At 70.4% G+C, this 16,833-nt stretch carries 17 protein-coding genes; 9 read left to right on the forward strand and 8 right to left on the reverse strand.

Going from position 1 to position 16,833, the window contains the following annotated elements:
- Positions 1–34: 34 nt before the first annotated feature.
- A complete protein-coding gene (locus AB0M73_RS44490) occupies positions 35–694 on the forward strand; it encodes a precorrin-3B C(17)-methyltransferase (protein ID WP_363905286.1) in 660 nt (219 codons plus the stop codon).
- Here AB0M73_RS44490 and AB0M73_RS44495 read toward each other — a convergent pair.
- Positions 691–1,407: a hypothetical protein gene (locus tag AB0M73_RS44495; RefSeq protein ID WP_363905289.1), complete on the reverse strand. Its 717-nt coding sequence runs from the start codon at positions 1,405–1,407 to the stop codon at positions 691–693. The two genes, AB0M73_RS44490 and AB0M73_RS44495, sit on opposite strands and share 4 nt — an antisense overlap.
- A gap of 50 nt (positions 1,408–1,457) precedes the next feature.
- Positions 1,458–1,973 (reverse strand): GNAT family N-acetyltransferase, encoded by a 516-nt coding sequence (locus AB0M73_RS44500; protein ID WP_363905292.1) that lies wholly within the window; start codon positions 1,971–1,973, stop codon positions 1,458–1,460.
- 147 nt (positions 1,974–2,120) lie between these two features.
- Between AB0M73_RS44500 and AB0M73_RS44505 the strand changes: the two genes are divergently transcribed.
- From AB0M73_RS44505 to AB0M73_RS44530, 6 genes are all read left to right on the forward strand, one after another.
- Positions 2,121–2,861 carry a hypothetical protein gene (locus AB0M73_RS44505; protein ID WP_363905295.1) on the forward strand — a complete coding sequence of 247 codons (741 nt, stop codon included), beginning with the start codon at positions 2,121–2,123 and terminating at the stop codon, positions 2,859–2,861.
- Positions 2,862–2,876: 15 nt separating this feature from the next.
- Positions 2,877–3,293 (forward strand): VOC family protein, encoded by a 417-nt coding sequence (locus tag AB0M73_RS44510; protein ID WP_363905297.1) that lies wholly within the window; start codon positions 2,877–2,879, stop codon positions 3,291–3,293.
- A 10-nt stretch (positions 3,294–3,303) separates the two neighbouring features.
- Positions 3,304–4,029: a class I SAM-dependent methyltransferase gene (locus tag AB0M73_RS44515; protein WP_363905300.1), complete on the forward strand. Its 726-nt coding sequence runs from the start codon at positions 3,304–3,306 to the stop codon at positions 4,027–4,029.
- On the forward strand, positions 4,026–5,504 hold the full coding sequence (locus AB0M73_RS44520) for a glycoside hydrolase family 57 protein (protein ID WP_363905303.1): 1,479 nt from the start codon (positions 4,026–4,028) through the stop codon (positions 5,502–5,504). Before AB0M73_RS44515 ends, AB0M73_RS44520 begins: the two co-directional genes overlap by 4 nt.
- Before the next feature lie 31 nt (positions 5,505–5,535).
- Positions 5,536–6,780, forward strand: a complete 1,245-nt coding sequence (locus AB0M73_RS44525) for a S53 family peptidase (protein WP_363905305.1) — start codon at positions 5,536–5,538, stop codon at positions 6,778–6,780.
- An 83-nt stretch (positions 6,781–6,863) separates the two neighbouring features.
- The gene (locus tag AB0M73_RS44530; RefSeq protein ID WP_363905308.1) at positions 6,864–8,114 is read left to right on the forward strand and encodes a glycosyltransferase family 4 protein; all 1,251 of its coding nucleotides are present in this window, start codon (positions 6,864–6,866) and stop codon (positions 8,112–8,114) included.
- An 87-nt stretch (positions 8,115–8,201) separates the two neighbouring features.
- On the opposite strand, the gene AB0M73_RS44535 is transcribed toward AB0M73_RS44530, so the two are convergent.
- Positions 8,202–8,951, reverse strand: a complete 750-nt coding sequence (locus tag AB0M73_RS44535) for an acyltransferase (protein ID WP_363905310.1) — start codon at positions 8,949–8,951, stop codon at positions 8,202–8,204.
- 12 nt (positions 8,952–8,963) lie between these two features.
- Here AB0M73_RS44535 and AB0M73_RS44540 point away from each other — a divergent pair, with 12 nt between their 5' ends.
- Complete coding sequence (locus AB0M73_RS44540) at positions 8,964–9,908, forward strand: nucleoside hydrolase (RefSeq protein WP_363905313.1); 945 nt, start codon at positions 8,964–8,966, stop codon at positions 9,906–9,908.
- Positions 9,909–10,026: 118 nt separating this feature from the next.
- Here AB0M73_RS44540 and AB0M73_RS44545 read toward each other — a convergent pair whose 3' ends face one another.
- The 5 genes from AB0M73_RS44545 to AB0M73_RS44565 form a co-directional block, all read right to left on the reverse strand.
- Positions 10,027–10,692, reverse strand: coding sequence for a DUF4232 domain-containing protein (locus tag AB0M73_RS44545; protein WP_363905316.1), 666 nt, complete (start codon positions 10,690–10,692; stop codon positions 10,027–10,029).
- A gap of 61 nt (positions 10,693–10,753) precedes the next feature.
- Complete coding sequence (locus AB0M73_RS44550) at positions 10,754–11,926, reverse strand: class I SAM-dependent methyltransferase (RefSeq protein WP_363905319.1); 1,173 nt, start codon at positions 11,924–11,926, stop codon at positions 10,754–10,756.
- The gene (locus tag AB0M73_RS44555) at positions 11,916–12,875 is read right to left on the reverse strand and encodes a class I SAM-dependent methyltransferase (protein WP_363905328.1); all 960 of its coding nucleotides are present in this window, start codon (positions 12,873–12,875) and stop codon (positions 11,916–11,918) included. The genes AB0M73_RS44550 and AB0M73_RS44555 overlap by 11 nt, the downstream gene beginning before the upstream one ends.
- A gap of 1 nt (position 12,876) precedes the next feature.
- Positions 12,877–13,656 carry an enoyl-CoA hydratase-related protein gene (locus tag AB0M73_RS44560; RefSeq protein ID WP_363905322.1) on the reverse strand — a complete coding sequence of 260 codons (780 nt, stop codon included), beginning with the start codon at positions 13,654–13,656 and terminating at the stop codon, positions 12,877–12,879.
- A 111-nt stretch (positions 13,657–13,767) separates the two neighbouring features.
- Complete coding sequence (locus tag AB0M73_RS44565; protein ID WP_363905325.1) at positions 13,768–14,583, reverse strand: ABC transporter ATP-binding protein; 816 nt, start codon at positions 14,581–14,583, stop codon at positions 13,768–13,770.
- Between the two features lie 95 nt (positions 14,584–14,678).
- Here AB0M73_RS44565 and glgX point away from each other — a divergent pair, with 95 nt between their 5' ends.
- On the forward strand, positions 14,679–16,778 hold the full coding sequence (gene glgX / locus AB0M73_RS44570; RefSeq protein ID WP_363905331.1) for a glycogen debranching protein GlgX: 2,100 nt from the start codon (positions 14,679–14,681) through the stop codon (positions 16,776–16,778).
- Positions 16,779–16,833: the final 55 nt, after the last annotated feature.

A 16,833-nucleotide genomic window follows, 5' to 3' on the forward strand; every position in this document is an offset into this window, starting at 1 on the left:
AGATTTTGGTCGAACGGGGGGGAGAAGTTTCGTCATGCGCGCACGCGTTCTGTGCCTGGTTCTGGCGCTGGCAGCTCTGGGGGGCTGTCAGTCCACGTCGGCCTCGGGCTCGGGGTCGACGCCCACTCCCGGTCCCGACACCCCACACCAGACGTTGCGGTTCCGGCCGGTGCTGATGGACCCCGCGAACGGCGAGCCGCACATCGCACCGTCCACCTCCAACCCCGCGCCGATCACCGACCCCACGAAGGCCGCGCACGTCCGCCAAGCCGCCCAGCTGGCCGACGACCCCGGCGCTCAGGAGGCCGCGTTCGCCGCCCTCGACTGCTCCAAGCCGGATCCCCTCAAGGGCAAGGACGACCCCGCCCTGCCGCTGGCCGCGTGCGACACCGGCAACCAGGAGCTGCTGCTCGGCCCCGTGCTGCTCGACGGCAAGGCCGTCGACAAGGCCAGCTACCTGCACGACGCCGACCAGAACGCCTGGGTGATCAACCTGACCTTCACCCCCTCCGGCCGCAAGCTCTGGGCCGACTTCACCGGCGCCCACGAGGGCGACTACGTCGCCATGCTGGTCGACGGCCAGGTGCTCAGCAGCCCCAAGATCAACGGCCGCATCGACGGCGACACCCAGATCAGCGGCGGCTTCACCGAGCAGTCCGCCCGGGACCTCGCCGCCTCCATCAACAACCACTAGCGGTTGACGATCATCGAGGCCACCACGCGTGCCTCGTTGGTGTCGTCGAAGCGGAAGGCGAGGGTGTCGGTGAGCTTCGCCGTCACGGTCAGCGAGGAGAAGTACTTCCCGTCGAACAGCAGGGCCAGCAGCACATCGACGTTCTTCGGGGCCATCTCGGCCATGACCCTGCGGCCGGACGAATTGAGCTGCACCCACACCGTGCCGCCCTGGGCCGGGTCATCGCTGACGCCGTAGGTGGCCCCGGCGACCATGTCGGCGGTGAGCAGGGTCGGGGCCAGCACGGCGATGCTGGCGTCGGGCGTGCAGGTGGCCAGCGGCAGGGTGGGGTCGTCCTGGCCGAGCAACGGGTTGTCGTGGAAGCAGTCCATGGTGTCGACGGCCCGCTGCTGTGCCGCCTTGTCGGTGGCCAGCGTCGGGCTCTGCCACACCGCCCTGGCCGCCTGGGCGTCCCGGATCCCGTCCACGTCGACCCGGGCCGGGATGAGCACGGAGCTGTGGAACTGGTCGGCGACGAACAGCCGCATCCTGATGGTGTAGTGCGGAGCCAGCGGATCGGGTGTCGGCGTCAGCCGCGTCCCCGAGACCTTCGTGGACGTCGGCACCGGTGCCGGCCCGGTCCCGGCGTCGACCGGGATCCACACCTCGAACCCGACCGAACAGCCCCCGACGGCGGCCAGCACCGCGATGATCAACAAAATTCGGACGCGCACAGCGAATCCCCCCTTGCCCGAAGATTCGCCACGCGTGCCCACGGTGTTACTCAGGTCGCCACCCAGTACCGGCGAATGTCGTCACCGGCGAACTCCAGGATCCCGCCGTTGGCCTCGATCACGCCGCGAGAGCCGAGGTTGTCCTCGTCGCACGTGATCAGCACGTGCCGAAGGCCCAGCTCACGGGCCTTGGGCAGCGCCGCCTTGAGCATCGCCGTGCCGTGCCCCCGGCGCCGAGCCGTCGGCCGCACATCGAAACCGATGTGCCCGCCCTTGCGGCGCAGCCGCTCGGTCAGCTCATGCCGGATCGCGATCCGCCCCAGGTACGTGTCGCCTTCGCACCACCACCAGGTCGTGCACGGAACCCGCAACGCGCTGGCCGACACGGTCTGCAAGTCGGCGGCGAATGCCGCGAACGTCTCGGGATTCGCCCACCGGCCGTCCCGGATCTCGTTGCCGACCATCGAGTGGTCATGCCCCTGCCCGCGCCCCTCGGCCTGGAACTCCGCCATGGCCTCGGCGAAGGACGTGCGCATCTCCATTCCCGGCAGTCTCAGCTCTGGCATGGGCCCAGTGCAGCACAGGACGGCGGCATCCACATCTCAATTTCCGTGACGGCCGATGAGACCGAAGCGTGACTCCCAGGCGCTAACAAGAATCGACAAGGTGCGACCTATGAAGCGAAAACACCGTCGACACATCGAGGTCGCGCCATGTATCCCGCCCCGCCCGAACAGCCTGCCCCCAAAAAGCACCGCAAATGGCCGTGGATCACGGCGGCCACGGTAGCGCTACTGGTCATCGCCATCTCCGCCGCACACCGTCCCACCCCATTGACCGGCACCGCATCCCCCGCCACGACCAGCGGATACGCCCCGACGAGCAGCGCTTCCGTAACGACAACGACCACGCCGACGACTACCACGACAACACCGCCTCCTCCGCCTTCCGTCTACAACGGCCACGGAGATGACGTAATCAACCTGACGCGCCCGCAGGGCGTGAAGATTATTCGATTCACCTGCGCCAAATGCACCGGAAACACCGTGCTCAAGTCGGACGGCGCGGAGTCGCTGCTGGTCAATACCATCGGCGCATACGACGGCCAACAATGGGCCGACATTCGTGAAGGCAGTGTGACGAGCACGCTCACCGTCACCGCGACCGGCGCATGGACGATCACGGTCGGCGGCGTCGACATGGCACGTGTCGCCGATGCCGGCGCAGCCGGTGGAACCGGCGACGACGTGGTCCTGATGATCCGGTCCAGCACCAAGGCCGAGATCTCCAACAAGGGCGACGGCAACTTCGTGGTGCATGTCGCTCCGTTGGCCGGCGGGTTCCTCGACCTCGCGGTGAACGAGATCGGCGGCTACCAGGGCACAGTGCCACTGGCCGGACCGGCGCTGGTGCAGATCACCTCCGACGGCACCTGGTCCATCGCCCAGAGCTGATCGACCATGGTCCCCATGCACCCGAATTCCGCCGAGGCGCTGGCCGGCTGCCGACCCAACCTGCTGGTCGCCGACATGGCCACCAGCCTGCGGTTCTACGCCGACGTGCTCGGCTTCCGCGTCGGCTGGCGGTGGTCGGGCCCGTTGGGCCGGTTCCTCGACGCCGACGAGCCCGGACCGTCCGACACCGCGCAGGTCGGCCGGGACAAGGTGCTGATCATCTTCACCGAGAAGGCCGGCGAGCACACCACCTGGCTGCACCTGGACGTGCACTCCGCGGCCCAGGTCGACGCGCTGTTCGAGGAGTGGACCGGACGGGGCGCGATGATCGCCGAGCCGCCGTCGCTGCGGGCCTGGGGTATGTACGAGATGCGGCTGCACGATCCGGACGGCAACGTGCTCCGCGTCAGCTCCTATCCTACCGGCAGGTAGGGTTCGCGGCGTGACAGCCGAGCCGCTGCCCCTGACCGGGGAACGAACCGTCCCGGGCATCCCGGAGGAGAACTACTGGTTCCGTCGGCATGAGGCGGCGTACTTGGCGCTGGCGCCGCACTGCGCGGGGGCGACGGTGCTGGAGGCGGGCTGCGGCGAGGGGTACGGCGCCGATCTGCTAGCCGGGGTGGCGGACCGGGTGGTGGCGCTGGACTACGACCAGCTGACGGCGGCGCATGTGCACCGCGCCTACCCTCGCGTGGGGGTGGTGCGCGGCAACCTGGCGACGCTGCCGCTGGCCGACGAGTCGGTGGACGTGGTGGCCAACCTTCAGGTGATCGAGCACCTCTGGGACCAGCACGGCTTTCTCGTCGAGTGCCGACGGGTGTTGCGGCCGGGCGGGCGGCTGCTGGTGACGACGCCGAACCGGATCACGTTCTCACCCGGACGGGACACGCCGCTGAATCCCTTCCACACCAGGGAACTCGCACCGTCCGAATTGGACTCCCTGCTGCGCGGGGCTGGCTTCCGCGTTGAAAGCTTGCAGGGACTGCGGCACGGCCCGGGCATCGACGCCACGATCATCGACCGGCAGGTCGAGGTGGTCCTCGGCGGCAACAGCTGGCCGGACGAGCTGCTGACGGAGATCAAGGCGGTCACCGCGGACGACTTCGTGATCACGGAGGACGACGTGGACAGCAGCCTCGATCTCGTTGCGGTGGCGGTGAAGCCGTGACCGAGGAGGGCACTTTCTGCCTGGTGGTGCACAGCCATCTGCCGTGGCTGGCCCACCACGGTTCCTGGCCGGTCGGCGAGGAATGGCTCTACCAGGCCTGGGCGCACTCCTACCTGCCCGTGGTCGACCTGCTGGAACGCTATGCGGCGCAAGGAAAGCGCGATGTGCTGACGCTGGGCGTGACGCCGGTGCTGGCCGCCCAGCTGGATGATCCGCACTGCCTGCGCGCATTTCACGACTGGCTCGGCAACTGGCAGCTGCGGGCCGACTTCGCAGCGACCCGGTGGACGGATCCGCTGCTGAAGGATCTGGCCGCCGCCGAGCACCGGGCGTCGGCCAAGGCGCTGAACGACTTCGAAACCCAGTGGCGGCACGGGTTCTCGCCGGTCCTTCGTGGCCTGGTGGACAACGGCGTGATCGAACTGCTCGGCGGCCCGGCCACGCATCCCTTCCAGCCTCTGTTGGATCCCCGGATCCGCCGTTTCGCGCTGGAGACCGGGCTCGCCGACACCGAGCACCGGATCGGCCGCCGACCGGAAGGAATCTGGGCACCCGAGTGCGGCTATTCCCCTGGCATGGAAGAGGGTTACGCCGCCGCCGGCGTGCGACGGTTCCTTGTGGACGGTCCGGCCCTGCACGGCGACACCTCCGCCGCGCGCACCGTCGGCGACAGCGACGTGGTCTGCTTCGGCCGTGATCTCGAGGTCACGTACCGGGTCTGGTCGCCCAAGGCCGGTTATCCGGGCGACGCCGTGTACCGGGACTTCCACACCTACGACCATCCGTCCGGGCTGAAGCCGTCGCGGGTGACCGGCAAGAACGTGCCGCCGGACCAGAAACGGCCGTACGAGCCGGAACTGGCGGCCGCGGCCGTGCAGCGGCACGCCGCCGACTTCGTGGACACGGTGGTGCGGCGGTTGCGTTCGCTGCCGAAACCGGGGCTGGTGGTCGCCGCGTACGACACCGAGCTGTTCGGCCACTGGTGGCACGAGGGCCCCGCGTGGCTGGACGCCGTGCTGACCGGGTTACCCGAGGCCGGCGTTCGGGTCACGACGCTGCGTGGCGCGCTGGAATCCGGGCATCTGGGCGGCCGGGTGGACCTGCCGGCGTCCTCCTGGGGTTCGGGCAAGGACTGGCGGGTCTGGGACGGCGAGCAGGTGGCCGACATGGTCGCCGACAACGCCCAGCTCCAGCGCACGCTCCTGGAAACCTTGCGCCCCAGCGATGTTCGCGATCCCGTCGCCGACCAGATGCTGCGCGAGGCGCTGCTGGCGCTGTCCAGCGACTGGGCCTTCATGGTCACCAAGGACTCGGCGGCCGACTACGCCCGGCGCCGCGCGTCAACCCATGCCGACGCCTTTTCCCACCTGGCGGACCTCATTCGTCTGGGTGCACGGGGCAAAGCGGTCGATTTCGCCGCCGAGCTGCGGGTTCGCAACGGCGTGTTCGGAAATCTAGACGCAAGACGGTGTTGACGGGCCGACACTCTCGCTAGGTTCACCGTTCGTGTCCACACCAGCACGCGCGGTGCTAGCCGCCGCCCTCGTCGCCGCGACCCTGCCCGCCACCGCGGCGGTCGCCGCCGCCACGCCCATGATTCCGTTGCATCACATGGCGGTGCAGCCCGCGCCGCTGCCCACCGACCAATGCGTTGCCCAACTGGCCCGGCACTGCTACTCGCCGGCCCAGCTCCAGGCCGCCTACGACGTGACACCCTTGCACGCCAAGGGAATCACCGGCGCGGGCCGGACCATCGTCATCGTCGACTCCTTCGGCTCGCCTACCATCCAGCACGACCTGGAAGTGTTCGACAAGCAGTTCGGACTGCCCGACACCCAGGTCGAGGTGCTCAAGTGGGGCGAGGTGCCGCCGTTCGACCCGACCGACTCCGACCAGACCGGCTGGGCCGGCGAGAGCACCCTGGACGTCGAGTCCGCGCACGCCGTCGCGCCCGGGGCCAAGATCGTGCTCGTCGAGACCGGCGTCGCCGAGACCGACGGCCCGGTCGGCGTGCCGGAGATGATGAGCGCCGTCAACCACCTGGTCAACGCCGGCGAGGGCGACGTGGTGTCGATGAGCTGGGGCACCGGCGAGCGGCACTTCCCCGGCTACGAGGTCGGCGACTACACGTCGTTGACCACGCAGCGCTACGCCTTCCAGAACGCCGCCAAGCACGGCGTCACCCTCACCGCCAGCTCCGGCGACGGCGGCGGCGCCCAGCCCGGCCTCGGCGGCTTCTGGCCGTCCTCCGACCCGCTCGTCACGGCCGTCGGCGGCACCCACCTCAACCTCGACAACGCCGGCAAGCGGCTCACCGCCGACAGCGCCTGGACCGGCAGCGGCGGCTACGTCTCGCAGGTGTTCGACCGCCCCTCGTACCAGAACTCGGTCCGGTCCGTGGTCGGCGCCAAGCGGGGCACCCCGGACGTCAGCATGGACGCCGACCCCGACGGCGGCCTGTGGATCTACTCCAGCTACGACGCCACGCCCGGCTGGTGGCTCGGCGGCGGCACCAGCCAGTCCTCACCGTTGTTCGCCGGCGTCGTCGCCCTGGCCGACCAGGCCGTCGGCCACCGGCTCGGCCAGATCGACAACGACATCTACCGGCTGTCGGCCCAGCACGCCCGTGGCCTGGTCGACGTGACCACGGGGCAGACCGGGACCACCGGCTACCCGGCGGTGCCCGGCTACGACCACGCCACCGGCGTGGGCACCCTGGACGTGGCCCGGTTCGTGTCCGAACTGCGCTAGAACACGTTCTAACGAGGTCCGGGAGGGCAACCGGGGCTACCGCCGAGTAGCCCCGGGCCCGGACATGGCAGGATCCCCTGGTCATGCGGATCCTGATGCTGTCCTGGGAGTACCCGCCGGTCGTGGTCGGCGGGCTGGGCCGGCACGTGCACGCGCTGGCCCGCATGGTGGGCGAGCAGGGACACGAGGTGGTCGTGCTGTGCCGGCAGCCCACGGGCAGCGACGCGGCGACCAATCCGACCTCGGACTTCACGTCCGACGGGGTGCGGGTGATCCGGATCGCCGAGGATCCGCCGCACCTGGTGTTCGAGCGCGATCTGGTGGCGTGGACGCTGGCCATGGGCCACGGCATGATCCGCGAGGGCCTGCGGCTGCTGCGCACGTGGCGGCCGGACGTGGTGCACGCCCACGACTGGCTGGTGACGCACCCGGCGGTGGCGCTGTGCGAGGCGGCCGAGGTGCCGCTGGTGGCCACAATCCACGCGACCGAGGCCGGGCGGCACAGCGGTTGGCTGTCGCAGCCGCTGAACCAGCAGGTGCACTCGGTGGAGTGGTGGCTGGCCAACCGGGCCGACAGCCTGATCACCTGCTCGGCGGCGATGCGGGCCGAGGTGACGCATCTGTTCGATGTGGACCCGGACACGATCACCGTGCAGCACAACGGAATCGAGCCGCGACGGTGGCGGGTGCGCCCCGCCGACGTCGCCTCGGCGCGGGAGCGTCACGGGGCTTCCGGGGGTCCGCTGCTGCTGTTCTTCGGCCGCCTGGAGTGGGAGAAGGGCGTACAGGACCTGATCGCCGGCCTGGCCCGGATCCGGCGCAGCCACCCCGGCACGCGGCTGGTCGTCGCCGGCACCGGCAGCCACGACAAGTGGCTGGCCGATCAGGCCCGCAAGCACCGGGTGCTGCGGGCCGTGGAGTTCGCCGGGCACCTCTCCGACCGTGAACTGGCGGCCGTACTCTCCGCCGCCGACGCCGTCGTGTTGCCCAGCCGCTACGAGCCGTTCGGCATCGTCGCCCTGGAGGCCGCCGCCGCCGGCACGCCGCTGGTCGCCTCCACCGCCGGCGGCCTAGGCGAGGTCGTCGTGGACGGCAAGACGGGATTGTCGTTCGCCCCGGCCGACGTCGACGGCCTCACCGCCGCCGTACGGGGCGTCCTGGACGACCCCGCCGCCGCCCAGCGCCGCGCCCGTGCCGCCAAGGCCCGCCTCGGCACCGACTTCGACTGGGGCCGCATCGCCGCGGGCACGGTCGACGTGTACCGATCGGCTTCGGTGCGCGACCACGGCGTCCTGGCCCGCCCCAAAATCGCCACCGGCAACGCCTTCCACTAACCCCCGCGAGTCCCGCTTAGCGTCACACCGAATGCGCGAAACGGTTTCGTATTTTCGGTGTGACTGTGAGCGGGACTCGCGGGGGTTTCAGGCGTTGTCGGCCAGGGTGTCCTTGAGGGCTTCGTCGGCCTTGCGGGCCATGTCGGCGACGGCGGCGCGGCGTTCGGCGTCGGCGTCGTAATCGACCCGGCGGTCCCGGACCACGCGCGCCGGCGTGCCGACGGCGATCGAGTAGTCGGCGATGTCGCCGCGAGCCACCGCATGGGCGCCGAGGACACAGCCACGGCCGATGCGGGTGCCGCGCAGCACGCTCGTCTTGACGCCCAGCCAGCAGTCGGGGCCGATCCGCACCGGCGACTTCACGATGCCCTGGTCCTTGATCGGCAGCGTGATGTCGGCGACGACGTGGTCGAAGTCGCAGACGTACACCCAGTCGGCGACCAGGGTCGCCGCGCCGATCTCGACGTCCAGGTAGCAGTTGACGGTGTTGTCCTTGCCGAACACCACCTTGTCGCCGATGCGCAGCGAGCCCTCGTGGCAGCGGATCGAGTTGCCGTCGCCGATGTGGACCCAGCGGCCGACCTCCAGGCGGCCGTAGCCGGGCCGGCAGTGCAGCTCGACGTTCTTGCCGAAGAACACCATGCCCCGCAGCACCACGTGCGGATTGGCCAGGCGGAACCGCAGCAGCCGCCAGTACCGCACCAGGTACCACGGCGTGTAGGCGCGGTTGCGCAGCATCCACCGCAACGACGCCATGGTGAGAAAACGCGCCTGCTCGGGGTCGCGGCGGCGGGCGCGACGCCGTGAAGCCAGCGATGCGCCCCACATGCTCGTCATACGCTGCACCTTATGACGCCACTGATCATCGACACCGACCCAGGCATCGACGACGCCTTCGCCATCGCCCTGGCGGCCGGCAGCCCCGAGGTCGACCTGCTCGCGGTGACCACTGTCTTCGGCAACGTGGCGCTGTCGCACACCACCGCCAACGCCCTGCGCCTGCTGGAGCTGTGCGGCCGCTCAGACGTGCCCGTGGCGGCCGGGGCCGAGCGTCCCCTCGTGCACCCCACCATCCACCGTGCGAGCACCGTGCACGGCGATGACGGCCTTTCCGGCGCCGCCGACACCCTGCCTACCGCCACGCACGACGTCGACGGCCGGCACGCCGTCGAGCTCATGGCCGATCTCCTGCGCCAGGCCACCGAGCCTGTCACCATCGCCCCCATCGGGCCGCTGACCAACGTCGCCCTGCTGCTGGCCCTGCACCCCGAGCTGAAGCCGAAGATCGGTCGCATTGTCGCCATGGGCGGCGGCGCCAAGGGCGGCAACACCACTGCCGCCGCCGAATTCAACATCTGGAGCGATCCAGAGGCGGCGCACCGCGTCCTGGCCGAGGAGGACGTGCCCACCGTCCTTGTGCCCCTCGACCTCACCCACCGCTGCGCCGTCGACGCCGCCTGGCTCGACCGCCTCGCCGCCGGCGGCCGCGTCGCCCAGGGCCTCAACGCCCTCACGCCCTTCTACCGCGCCACCTACCGCCGCATCCTCGGCGTCGACGGCATGGTCCTGCATGACGCCATCGCCCTGGCCGAGGCCATCTCCCCCGGCATCCTGCGCACCACGCCCTACCCCGTCGAGGTCGACTGCTCCCACGGCCCCTCCCGCGGCGCCACCATCATCGACCGGCGCGCCACCGCCCACTCCACCCGCCGGCTCGTCGACGTCGCCCTCGACGCCGACACGGCGCAGCTGGGAGAGTTCGTGCTGAGCCGGATCGTGGATCAGGGCAGGTAGGACATCGGAGTCGGGCGCTTGACCGGGCGCTCGGCCGATGTTGGCCGGCTCGCGGCCGTGGTCGGGGGACTGCCGCGAAGCGCGAGCAGTCCCGCCGCCACGACAAGAACGGCCCCGGTTACTGGGCGTTTGCGCCGGCTACGACCGGCTTGATCTTCAACGGCTCCTGGTTGGGCACGTGAGCGGAGCAGCCCTGCACGTCGCCGGACAGCGGCACGAAGGCGGCGGCGGTGTTGTTCGGCGGGTAGACCCGCAGACCGCGCACGGCGACCGGCTTGCACTGCGCCGGGTCGTACAAGCCCGGGTTGGTGATGCTCAGCGCGGCCGAGGCGGCCTGGCCGGGCTGCAGGGTGATCGCGGGCGCGCTGGCCGAGACCCGGGTGGCCGGGTCGCCGACCTGGCGGCCGTCGTCACCGGTCACAAAGGACACTCCCGGGTACGCCGCGATGGTGCACGCCGCCGTGCCGCTGTTGCTGAACACGATCGGGATGAACGAGTGGCCCGCCCCCGCGTCGCCGCCGCCGACCGTGACCTTCAGGTTCCCGGTCAGGCACTGGCCGTTCGCCTCATTGGCACCGCCGGAGCCGTCCCCCTTGGCGCCGGAGGCCGAGTTGACGCCGTCGGACGGCGCGGAACTGGCCGTGGTGCTGGTCGCCATGGTCGTGGAGGAGGTGGTCGAGGTGTCGGACGAGGCGTTGCTCGATCTCGGGGTGCCGCAGGCCGCGGTGAGCAAGCCCACCGCCATGACGCCAGCGACCGCCGCGATACCGATTGACCTGGTCATGGACATTCGCCTCCAGTCGTACTCGGTGTTTCGAGTACCCAGTGAGAGGACGTGTGACACCTCAGGTGGTTGCGTGTGCCCGACAGAGCACGGCGGTCGGGGTGTGACCGATCCTCGTGAGCACGACGGTGCCCTCGGCGTCGCCGGAGAGCTTGAGCCGAGGTCGCAGCGTGTTGGGGTCAACGTTAAGGCCTCGGACGAGGATCTCCAGTCGCCCGATCCGGTGGCGTCGCAGCACCGCGCGCAGCGCCTTCTCGCTGTAGTGGCCGTGTTCCAGCACTTCGAACGCCCTGATCCCGGGCGGCGGGCGGTCCCCGGTCAGGTAGGCGATATGCGGGTCCACCTGCGCCAACCCGTGTCGGGCGGCGTAGTGGCGGACCAGGCCGGCCCGCACCACGGCGCCGTCCGGGTCGACCATCCAGGCGCCGACGGGCGTGACCGGGCAGTCGTCGGGTTCGTCGGAGGTGATCGTCCACTCCGGACCGTTTGACCGCAGAACCGTTGCCCGCCTGGACACCGAGGCGAGCGACCCCGTCCACAGGCAGGCCTCGCGCACCTGGCCGTCCAGGGAGACGAGCTCGATCTCGTCGGCCCAGGGCGCCATCGCGAAGTCCATGCCGGGCGAGCATTTCACGGCCAGTTCCCGGCCACGGTAGGCGTCGACGAGGTCGTCCAGCGGCGGCACAAGATCGGCGGCACGCCACTTTCGCCGCCCGGAGGTGTCCCGCCGCGCCGGGTCCGCGACGACCACAGTGTCCCTAGTGGACGGTCTCAACGCGTCGGCGCGGATCAGCAACGGATCGACGCCGGCCACGGATGCGTTGTGGCGGGCCATCTTCAACCGGACAGCGTCCACATCGGACCCCACGCAACGATTGGCCACGCGGGCCATCACGGTCAGGTCGGCGCCGATCGAGCACGTCACATCGTGCACATCGCGGCCACGCAGCCGCTCGGCCCGGTGCACCGCCACCGGCGACGGCGTCGCCTGCTGGAGGGCGGCGTCGGTGAACAGCCAATCGTCCGAAGAGGACAGTTTGGCCACGGCCTTTCGCCGCAGCACGGCCGTTTCCAGCACGGCCGCGGCGTACTCCGGCACGATCCGCCGCGCCGCCGCCACATCGGCCAGCCGCGAGGCCGCGGTCAGCGGCAGCGTCCCGACTTCGGTCAGCGCGGACCGGCCCGCCGCCGACGTCAGGAAAGCGACGTCGGCGGCGGAGAACTCATACCCCACCCGGCTTGGTCCCGGTCACCAGCACGTTGTAGAACAGCTCGCGCGGCATCACCTTGGACAGCAGGTTCTCGTCGAGCCAGGACAGCCGCTGCCAGCCCTTGTAGGCGAACATCGCCCAGCCCCAGCCCAGCTTCTCGCGCGGCACCGCCGCCTCGAAGGTGCGCACCGGCCAGCCGAACAGCGCCGCCGACAGCTCCTCGGTGACCGCCTTGACGTTGCGGGCGCCGGCGGCCCGGGCCGTGCGCTCCAACTCGGCCGGGTCGAACGTGTGGATGTCGACGACCGCCTCCAGCGCCGCCGCGCGCGAGGACTCGTCCAGCTCCTCCTGCGGCCGCCTCCACGAGTTCAGCGGCTCCAGCCTGGTGATGTTGGTGGTCAGCCACCAGATGAGCTGGCCCAGCTTCCGGGCGTAGAAGTCGCCGACCTTGGTCGGCTCGCCGGCGAACACGAAGCGCCCGCCCGGCTTGAGCACGCGCAGCACCTCGGCCATCGCCGCCTGCACGTCCGGGATGTGGTGCAGCACCGCGTGCCCGACGACCAGGTCGAACGTGTTGTCGTCGTACGGGATGCGCTCGGCGTCGGCCACCCGGCCGTCCACGTCCAGGCCCAGGTTCTCGGCGTTGCGCAGGGCCACCTGCACCATGCCCGGCGACAGGTCGGTCACCGAGCCCTTCTGCGCCACCCCGCCCTGCATCAGGTTCAACAGGAAGAACCCGGTGCCGCTGCCCAGCTCCAGCGCCCGGCCGTAGGGCCAGCCGCGATCACCCGCCACGGCCCGGAACCGGCCGGTGGCGTACTCGATGCAGCGCTCGTCGTAGGAGATGGACCACTTCTCGTCGTAGGTGCCCGCCTCCCAGTCGTGGTAGAGCACGTTGGCCAGCTTGGGGTCGTCCCAGGCGGCCTGGACCTGCTCCTCGGTGGCGTGCGGGTTGGGGGCCGGGTCCTGCACGTCACTTGCCACTGAACTTCGCCTTTCCCGGACCGTTCTCGATGAACGACTGCATGCCCGCGCGCTGGTCCTCGGTGGCGAACAGCGCCGCGAACAGGTGGCTCTCCAGCTTCAGGCCGCTGGCCAGGTCCCCGTCGAGGCCGCCGTCGACGGCCGCCTTGGCCGCCGCCAGCGCACGGGCCGGGCCCTCGGCGAACTGCGACGCCCAGCGCCGGGCCGCCTCGTACACGTCGTCGGGGGCGACGACCTCGTCCACCATGCCCAGTGCCAGCGCCTCGTCGGCCGCCACGAAACGGCCGGTGTAGATCAGGTCCTTGGCCTTGCTGGGGCCGATCAGCCGGGCCAGGCGCTGCGTGCCGCCCATGCCCGGGATGATGCCGAGCAGGATCTCCGGCTGGCCCACCTTGGCGTTGTCGCCGGCGATCCGGCGGTCGCAGCACAGGGCCAGCTCGAAGCCGCCGCCCAGCGCGTAGCCGGTGACGGCGGCCACCGTCGGCTTGGGGATCTCGGCCACCGCGCCGACCGCGGAGGACAGTTGCTGGGCCCGGGCCGCCATCTCGGCGTACGACAGCGTGGCCATCTCCTTGATGTCCGCGCCGGCCGCGAACACCTTCTGCCCGCCGTAGACGATCACCGCGCGCACGTCGTCGCGGCGGGCCGCCTCGGCCGACGCGGCCCGGATCTCCTCCTGGACCTGCATGTTCAGCGCGTTCATCGGCGGCCGCTCCAGGCGGATCGTGCCGATCCCGCCGTCCACCTCTAGCCGGACGAACTCAGCCATCTGTCCTCCTCGACATCCTGCCCGGCAGGCTACCCGCCAGTAGACACCCGATGTTTCGTTCGGAAGGGACCATTCCTCCACTCGGGGTGTAGGAAGTGCGCCTTCACGTCATCAGGAGCCCGCGCGGCGGCGGGCGAAGAAGCGGTCGCCGGCCTTGTCCAGCTCCAGGTCCTGGCCGAACGTGGACGACAGGTTCTCGGCCGTGATCACGTCGTCGATCAGGCCCTGCGCCACCACGCCGCCCTCACGCAGCAGCATCGCGTGCGTGAAGCCCGGCGGGATCTCCTCCACGTGGTGTGTGACGAGCACCATGGCCGGCGCGTCCGGGTCGTAGGCGAACTCCGACAGCCGGGCCACCAGGTCCTCGCGGCCACCCAGGTCCAGGCCCGCCGCCGGCTCGTCCAGCAGCAGCATCTCCGGGTCGGTCATCAGCGCCCGGGAGATCAGCGTCCGCTTGCGCTCGCCCTCCGACAGCGTGCCGAACATGCGCTCGGCCAGGTGCTTGATGCCCAGGGCGGCCAGCAGCTCCTCGGCGCGGCCGGTGTCCATGGTGTCGTACTGCTCGCGCCAGCGCCCGATCACGCCGTAGCCGGCGCTGACCACCACGTCCAGCACCTTCTCCTCGGGCGGCACTCGGCCGGCCAGCGCGGACGAGCAGACGCCGATTCTGGGGCGCAGCTCGAACACGTCGGTGCGGCCCAGCTTCTCGCCGAGCACGTGCACGGACCCCGTGGTCGGGTGCATCTCGGCGCCGGCCAGGCGCAGCAGGGTGGTCTTGCCGGCCCCGTTCGGGCCGAGCACCACCCAGCGCTCGTCCAGCTCGACACGCCAGTCGATGGCGCGCACCAGGGTGGTCCTGCCGCGTCGCACGCTGACCTTCTCCATCGCCACGACGAGATCGACATCCGGACTGATCGGCTCGGTCACGAGCCCATTGTTCACAACCCGCCGGATGTGGCCTGGCACCGGGGCACCGGGTCGGGGAAGATCGCGACGTGGTTGCCAACCCTGCGCCGGACCCGATGATGTTGGCCGGACGTCCCTTCCCCCTCGGGTCGCACCCCGAGGGCGGCGGTGTGCGTTTCGCCGTGGCCTCCTCGACGGCCGAGGCCGTGGAGGTCTGCTTACTGGACAACGGGTCGCAACGGCGCGTCGAGCTGACCGAACGCACCTTCGGCGTGTGGCACGGAGTCGTGCACGGAGTGCTGCCCGGGCAGCAGTACGGGTACCGCGTGCACGGGCCGTACGACCCGACACGTGGCCTTCGCCACAATCCGGCGAAGCTCCTCGTCGACCCGTATGCGAAACGCATCACTGGGCAATTGACCAGTCTTGAGGCGACGCTCGGCTACGTCGACAATGCCATGACCGGGCCGGCCTCCACCGTGGACTCGCTCGGCAGCGTGCCGCTGTCGGTCGTCACCTCGCTCGGCGGGCCGGCGACCGGCGTGAAGCCCGACGTGCCGTTCGAGGAGTCCGTCTTCTACGAGCTGCACGTGCGTGGTTACACCGCGCAACACCCGGACGTGCCCGCCCATCTGCGCGGCACCTACCTGGGGCTCGCGCACCCGTCCGTGGTGGAACACCTGGTGCGGCTGGGTGTCACCGCCGTCGAGCTGATGCCCGTGCACACCTTTGTGGACGAGCCGTCGCTGATCACGGCCGGTCGCCACAACTACTGGGGGTATTCGCCGCTGGGGTTCTTCGCCCCGTACGCCGGCTACGCCAGCGAGCCCGGCCGTGAGGTCGAGGAGTTCCGGACCATGGTGGCGTCCCTGCACGCCGCCGGCATCGAGGTCATCGTCGACGTGGTGTTCAACCACACCTGCGAGTCCGGCTTCGAGGGTCCGACGCTGTCGTTCCGCGGCCTGGACGCCCCGGCCTACTACGCCCACGGCGAGGGCGGCCGCGGGTTGGACATCACCGGCTGCGGCAACACCCTGGACGCCGGGTCGCCGACCGTCGTCCGCCTGGTGACCGATTCGCTCCGGTACTGGGCCGGCGAGCTGGGCGTCGACGGCTTCCGCTTCGACCTCGCCTCCGTTCTCGGCCGTCCCGGGGCCGGCGCCTTCGACCCCAACGCGGCCCTGCTGACCGCCATCGCCTGCGATCCGCTGCTGGCCAGCTGCAAGCTCATCGCCGAGCCCTGGGACGCCACCGGCGACGGCTATCGCGTCGGCGCCTTCGGCGTGCAGTGGGCCGAGTGGAACGGCCGCTACCGCGACACCGTCCGCGACTTCTGGCGCGGCGCCGTCGGTGTCCGGGACCTGGCCTACCGCCTCACCGGCTCCAGCGACCTCTACTCCGACGACGGCCGCCGCCCCTGGTCGTCGATCAACTTCATCACCGCCCACGACGGTTTCACCCTGCGCGACATGGTCTCGTACAACGACAAACACAACGAGGCCAACGGCGAGGACAACCGCGACGGCACCAACGACAACCGCTCCTGGAACTGCGGGGCCGAGGGCGAGACCACCGAGCCCGAGGTGCTGGCCCTGCGCGCTCGGCAGGCCCGCAACCTGATGTCCAGTCTGCTGTTGTCGATGGGCACCCCCATGATCACCGCCGGCGACGAGATGTGGCGGACCCAGGACGGCAACAACAACGCCTACAACCAGGACAACGAGATGTCCTGGGTGGACTGGGCCCTCGATTCCACCGCCAGCGAGCTCTTGGCCTTCGTGCAGCGCCTCGTCAGCCTTCGCGCCGCCTCGCCCGCCCTGCGGCAGCCCCAGTTCTTCGACGGCCGCATCACCCCCAGCGGCGAGCCCGACCTCGTGTGGGTCCGCCCCGACGGCACCGAAATGGCCGAGACCGACTGGTTCGACGACGACCGCCGCACCCTCGGCGTATGGATCGACGGCGCCAACTGCCTGTCCCGCACCAAATCCGGCGAGCTCGTCTCCGACCATTCCTGGCTCTTCATCCTGCACGCCGGCGGCGACCCCTGCGAATTCACGCTCCCCCGGGTGGAATTCGGCCCCTCCTTCGAGCCCATGCTGGACAGCGGGACACCGGACGGCACTCCCGTCGACCAGACTCCTTTGGCCTCCGGCAGCCAGATCCAGCTGCCCGGCCGCACCACGCTGTTGCTTCGGGTGCCTCGCAGCACGAAGTAGCTTTTTCGTTACGTGAGTGGCTCATTTCGCGGTGGGTGCGAAATGAGACACTCAC

Source organism: Kutzneria sp. NPDC051319 (assembly GCF_040682195.1).
GTDB lineage: Bacteria > Actinomycetota > Actinomycetes > Mycobacteriales > Pseudonocardiaceae > Kutzneria.

Bases quoted from the DNA above. Each gene is read 5' to 3' on its own strand.
- AB0M73_RS44505 (WP_363905295.1), top strand. From the start codon at position 2,121: ATGTATCCCGCCCCGCCCGAACAGCCTGCCCCCAAAAAGCACCGCAAA.
- AB0M73_RS44540 (WP_363905313.1), top strand. From the start codon at position 8,964: ATGACGCCACTGATCATCGACACCGACCCAGGCATCGACGACGCCTTC.
- AB0M73_RS44560 (WP_363905322.1), bottom strand. From the start codon at position 13,656: ATGGCTGAGTTCGTCCGGCTAGAGGTGGACGGCGGGATCGGCACGATC.
- glgX (WP_363905331.1), top strand. From the start codon at position 14,679: ATGATGTTGGCCGGACGTCCCTTCCCCCTCGGGTCGCACCCCGAGGGC.
- AB0M73_RS44510 (WP_363905297.1), top strand. From the start codon at position 2,877: ATGCACCCGAATTCCGCCGAGGCGCTGGCCGGCTGCCGACCCAACCTG.
- AB0M73_RS44490 (WP_363905286.1), top strand. From the start codon at position 35: ATGCGCGCACGCGTTCTGTGCCTGGTTCTGGCGCTGGCAGCTCTGGGG.
- AB0M73_RS44535 (WP_363905310.1), bottom strand. From the start codon at position 8,951: ATGACGAGCATGTGGGGCGCATCGCTGGCTTCACGGCGTCGCGCCCGC.
- AB0M73_RS44545 (WP_363905316.1), bottom strand. From the start codon at position 10,692: ATGACCAGGTCAATCGGTATCGCGGCGGTCGCTGGCGTCATGGCGGTG.
- AB0M73_RS44530 (WP_363905308.1), top strand. From the start codon at position 6,864: ATGCGGATCCTGATGCTGTCCTGGGAGTACCCGCCGGTCGTGGTCGGC.
- AB0M73_RS44500 (WP_363905292.1), bottom strand. From the start codon at position 1,973: ATGCCAGAGCTGAGACTGCCGGGAATGGAGATGCGCACGTCCTTCGCC.